This is a genomic window from Bradyrhizobium sp. NBAIM14, assembly GCF_020193895.1.
Lineage (GTDB): Bacteria > Pseudomonadota > Alphaproteobacteria > Rhizobiales > Xanthobacteraceae > Bradyrhizobium > Bradyrhizobium yuanmingense.
In genome coordinates this window covers 1-5,052 of record NZ_JADYVQ010000049.1, presented here as the reverse complement: position 1 = coordinate 5,052, position 5,052 = coordinate 1, and the positions used below count along the sequence as shown (strand labels likewise).

Here is a 5,052-nt window from a genome sequence, read left to right as displayed (position 1 = left end):
GAGCTATGCGGGAAAGTGGGTGCTGACGGAATGAGATAGGCGGCGTATCGAGGCGGGTGTCGAGCCTGCCAGAACCTCTCGAGGAGAGCGATACGCCATGAACGATACTAGCAACATTGTCCCGCTTCGTCAGCCCGACGAGATCGATGATCCACTGACCAATATCCTGCGCGCCGGAGCGCGGCAGCTTCTTGCACAGGCCGTCGAGGTCGAAGTCGAGACATTTCTTGCCACGGTGAATGATTTGAAGCTTGCCGACGGACGCGCCCGTGTCGTGCGGCATGGTTACGGCCCGACGCGAACGATCCAGACTGGCGTCGGCCCGGTCGAGGTCGCGCGGGCGAAGGTTCGCGACCGTGGAGCGTCCAGCGAAGGCGAACGCATCCGGTTCAGCTCGGCAATCCTGCCGCTGTGGGCGCGGCGAACCAGAAGTCTGGATGCGCTGTTGCCAGTGCTCTATCTGCGCGGCATCTCGACCGGCGACTTCCAGGAGGCGCTGACGGCCCTGCTGGGCAAGGATGCGCCGAACCTGTCGCCGGCGGTGGTGTCCCGGCTGACGGCCGAGTGGCAGGGCGAGTACGAGCGCTGGCAGAGACGCGATCTGTCGGCGCGGCGATACGTGTACGTGTGGGCCGATGGGGTCTTCCTGCAGGCCCGCATGGAAGACCACGGCGAATGTATGCTGGTGCTGATCGGCGCGACGCCGGAAGGCAAGAAGGAACTGATCGGCTTCCAGGTCGGCGTCCGGGAGAGCGCGCAGAGCTGGCGCGAACTCCTGATCGACGTCAAACAGCGCGGATTGCAGATCGCGCCGGAAATTGCCGTCGGCGACGGCGCGCTCGGCTTCTGGAAGGCGCTCGACGAGGTCTTTCCCGGCACACGGCACCAGCGATGTTGGGTACACAAGACCGTCAACGTCCTGGACAAGGTCCCGCTCTCGGTGCAGGCCACCATGAAGAAGGATCTGCGCGAGGTCTATTGGGCGCCGAGCCGGGCGTCCGCCGAAGCGGCGATCGACGTCTTTGCCGAGAAATACTGCGCCAAATACGGCCGGGCGGTCGAATGCCTCGCCAAGGACCGCGACGCGCTGCTGGCCTTCTACGACTTCCCTGCCCAGCATTGGGATCATCTGCGCACGACCAACCCCATCGAAAGCGTGTTCGCGACTGTGCGGCACAGAGCCGTGCGGACGAAGGGCTCGTTGTCGCCGACCACCGCCAAGCTGATGGTGTTCAAGCTGGTGATCACCGCTTCAAAGACCTGGCGGCGGCTCAAAGGCACAAATCAGTTGCCCAAGGTCATCGCAGGTGTCAGATTCAACGACGGCATCGAGGTCATCCACGTGCCGGCAAACCACGCCGCCTGATCGCCTCATCACCCAAAATCCCGCATAGCTCCCGAGCAAGAAGCGGACGCGAAAAGGCGCTTTTATCGGTTCGCTTGGCTGGAGCTCCGAGCTAATTACGCTCTTCATAAGTTTGCCGCTTGGTGCAGGCGGTTCATCGGCAATGCAACGAGCTGCCAGCGAGAATGCCAATCGCGCGCAGCGCGGCGGCCGCTTTCGCGAGTGGTGTAGTCATCTTGACGGTGCCGATTTCGTTGCTGGGCATGGTGTCAATTCGTTGCAGCAGTCGCGCGAAGCTGCTGACTTGTCTGTCCAGAAGAGCGACGTCGACGTAGTCGCCCGGTTCAATACTTAACAGGTACTGCGGCACGGTTACGAGCGCGATGTTTGGGATGCCTTTTAGGTAGAGCGGCTGGCCTTCGCCGAACTGAATGAGCGCGTTTGGGGCCGACACTCTCGGCGCTTGCCCGGTTGTACGCCACTCTGATTCGATAAGCGCCGTCAGCTGCGCGGTGGAGGCGTAGAGCAGTTCGGGTGCGGGGTTGCCTGTCGGCCCGTAGGTGTTTTTGAGGGGATTGTCCCGGTATTCCCGAGCGCCGAGGTGCTCGATCACCAGGCCCGCCACCGCGTGGCGATCTCCCGGGCCACCAGCCCACCATTGTGGGTGATCCCGCAACCAGCGCGAAGTGGCTTGGCCATCCTCGGTCACCGCCGGTATTCGAAGGTGTCCAGCTGTTAACACGAAGATGACCGTGCGTGCCAATGGGTGAGCGACAGTCTGGCGCGCGAGTTCGACCACACCGATGTGGCCGTTCTCCTCGACAATATTTGTACCATCGCTGTGGCTTACCACGAGCACAGTTTCGTGGGGTGCGCCGCGACCTTCCACAGCCGCCCATACTGTACGCATGGCGCTATTTCGTTCGATCACCGCGTCAAGGATGAGCGTCGCCCGCCTGGCCCGTGAGGCGGCGTCCAACACAAAGTCGGCGTCGTCTCCGGCCACGAAGACCGCTGGAATGTTCTGGTAGGGCAACGTGAACGGTAAGTACTGTCCTTTGGCGTTGAAAATGCTTATGCCACGCCAGGCGAAGATCACCGCCTCAACGCCAGCTCGTCGAGCACGCGCCAGACCGAGGCCGGCGAACGTGGCAGGAAGCAGCGGCATAGTGGTCTTGCCCCATGCACGCGCCCGATCCCAAGTCTTGACCGCCGCATCAAACGGGAACTCCCGATTTCGGACCTCGACGACCGCAATTCCTCCGCGCGCTTTGGTCCATCGCGGTATTGGACCGCGCAATCTGTACAACTGCTTCTCGGTCCCTAGGGGGCCGGTGGTCCCGGAGTAGGGAAAGACCGAAGAGATCGCTATGTCGCGCCCGTCGATCTTAAGACGCAGACCGTCGGGATTTTCTGCAGCCATGCTCCAGCGATCGAAATGCAAGACGTCCTCGTGAACTCGCATACCGAAGTCGGCCCACTGCTGTTTGACATGCTCTACAAGTTGATCGTGGCTCTTTGAGCCCGAGATTCGGGAGCCAAGGGACTCCAAGTACATCAGCTCGGCGCGGATGGTATCGTGGTCCACGGCGAAGAACTCCATTCTGCGGATTTCGGCAGGGAGAAAGTGCCCCAACAACTAATATCTCTGCTCGGTCCGGAGGAAGTCGCCAGATTCGACGACTTCAGCGCGGCTGGTTCTTATCTGCAAAGGGAACGCATCGGTATCTGCTCACTTCTTTCGTCAAGTCAATTCTTGAATTCGAGCCCTCCGTACCATCAGCGCTCAGGATCCGGAACACACAATAGGCGCGCGTCGAACATGTTTGGCCGCTCCAGCCGTAAGCGTCAGAGTACAACGTGCAGGACGAACTGGCTTCAAATCCTGTGCCAACTACGAGGCGCATCGACATTGCCCTCAGTTGCCACGCCTGGCGCTCAAGCCAATGGTCATCCTTTACGCCAAGCATCGACGCTTTACTCAGCCTTCATTTACGCCAAAGGATTTTCGGTAACATCGCCGGTGATTGGCGGCTGCTCAAGCACCTGAGCAAACCGCCCTAGGAGGTCGATCGACTTCGGCGACATTTCCGCGATGGGACCGGGTACATAGCGTGCGACCAGGTAGGCGCGGCGGCGCTCCTCAGAGTCATCCAGCAGCAATGGCAGGGTCTCGATTGCTTGCTCCCGTTCCAAAGTGGCGATGATGGTCTGTTGGCGAGTGATTGTAGTCAGACGGTCAGAAGGGACAGAGCGGAACGGCTCGTTCTCCGTCAGGACGCGTGACCAGCGATCGAGACGGTCGCGGCGGATACCGCCGCGATCGCTCACAAGCAGCGCCATAATGCGGATGACGGCCTCGATGAAGCCGCCGGTCGCGATCATCTTAAGCGCAAACTGAACGTCCGGGCGCGACCTCAATTCTTCTAGCGTCATTTGCCTCGCCTGCACTTCGTAGCGATCACTAAAATAGTGCTGCAAAGGAGTGTTCCACATGCTGTGGAACATCAGCTCATACATCATGTCGCGCAGGTCGCGCCAGCAGATCATCGCATGTGCGATATGCTGCACATACAAGGCTTCCGCCAGCAGGAATGGATTATCTACTCTGGCCTTGGCTCGAGACTGGCGAACCTGCTCGCTTATGGACTTGAAGCCAGCCAGCATCAGATTTCGCGAAGACATTAGCGCTCGCGACAGGCGCTCCGGGTGAACACTTCGGCTAGCTTGGGCCGTGAAGGTTGTGACTGCAGCTCTGACGAAGGGGCGGGCGATTGTGTGATAGATCTGTGCCTGAAGTTCAGACGCCCGGTCAACCGCACCGAAAGGGAACTCATCGCGATAGTCGTCGTTCAATGCCCGGATGTCCTTGAAGCTGCGTTCGACTAGTTCAACACTGAAGCTTTTTCGTCCATCATGTTCCTGAACATCTTTGATGCACATTTCGTAGAGGCCAGGCATCAACGCTTCGATTGCCTCAAGCGTGGTTGCAACTTGCCGGAACTCCCTATTGACAACTTTTGAAGAGACGAAGATGCCGAGGTGCCCGATGTCGTCATGCACCATATAGATAATGTGTTGGCCGCGAACGCGGATCTCCTCCTCGTTCTCGTAAACATCTGTAATCCAATTCAGAGCGTGCTGGGGCGGCGTCACTTTGTCGCCATGGCTGGCAAACACGATGATCGGCGCGCGGATCTGCTTGAGATCCACGTGCTGACGCCCCGATCCCAGGTAGGCCATGTTCTTGCCGAGCCGGTTGCCGATGAACAAGTTTTCGAGAATCCAGCAGATCTCGTTTTCGTGCAGCAAGCAGAAGCTGCTCCACCACTTCTCGGTGGCAAGAAAGCTTTCGCGCGTCGTATCCACGTCGCGGAAAAGCTCGGCGTACTTTAGGAACAGCCGGCGCTCGGGATTGAGCATCTCGAAATTGTGTATGAGATTGGCTCCATCAAACATGCCCTGGCCAAGGTCGCACAGAAGCATCGGGATCCAGACTCCGCCGAATATGCCGGCAATGTAGCGGAAAGTGTTGTCGCCGATGTTTCCCGATACAGCCGTCACCGGTGATCCATTGATGACGATGGGTCCTGTCAAGTCAGGGTTTGTTGCGGCGAGAACGAGGGTCGCCCAGCCTGCTTGGCAGTTGCCGATAATGGCCGGCAGAGGCGCGCGCGGATGCCGGCGGATCACTTCTCGAACAAACG

Annotated in this window: 3 protein-coding genes; 1 reads left to right on the top strand and 2 read right to left on the bottom strand. The window is 59.5% G+C overall.

Annotated features, from left to right (window positions below):
- The first annotated feature begins 97 nt into the window (after positions 1-97).
- The gene (locus I6F28_RS36860; RefSeq protein ID WP_225143891.1) at positions 98-1,366 is read left to right on the top strand and encodes an IS256 family transposase; all 1,269 of its coding nucleotides are present in this window, start codon (positions 98-100) and stop codon (positions 1,364-1,366) included.
- A 133-nt stretch (positions 1,367-1,499) separates the two neighbouring features.
- Here I6F28_RS36860 and I6F28_RS36855 read toward each other — a convergent pair whose 3' ends face one another.
- Positions 1,500-2,948, bottom strand: coding sequence for a hypothetical protein (locus tag I6F28_RS36855; RefSeq protein WP_225143889.1), 1,449 nt, complete (start codon positions 2,946-2,948; stop codon positions 1,500-1,502).
- A 389-nt stretch (positions 2,949-3,337) separates the two neighbouring features.
- The coding region (locus I6F28_RS36850) for a DUF3141 domain-containing protein (RefSeq protein WP_225143887.1) at positions 3,338-5,052 on the bottom strand (1,715 nt) is incomplete at its 5' end.

Bases quoted from the DNA above. Each gene is read 5' to 3' on its own strand.
- I6F28_RS36860 (WP_225143891.1), top strand. From the start codon at position 98: ATGAACGATACTAGCAACATTGTCCCGCTTCGTCAGCCCGACGAGATC.
- I6F28_RS36855 (WP_225143889.1), bottom strand. From the start codon at position 2,948: ATGGAGTTCTTCGCCGTGGACCACGATACCATCCGCGCCGAGCTGATG.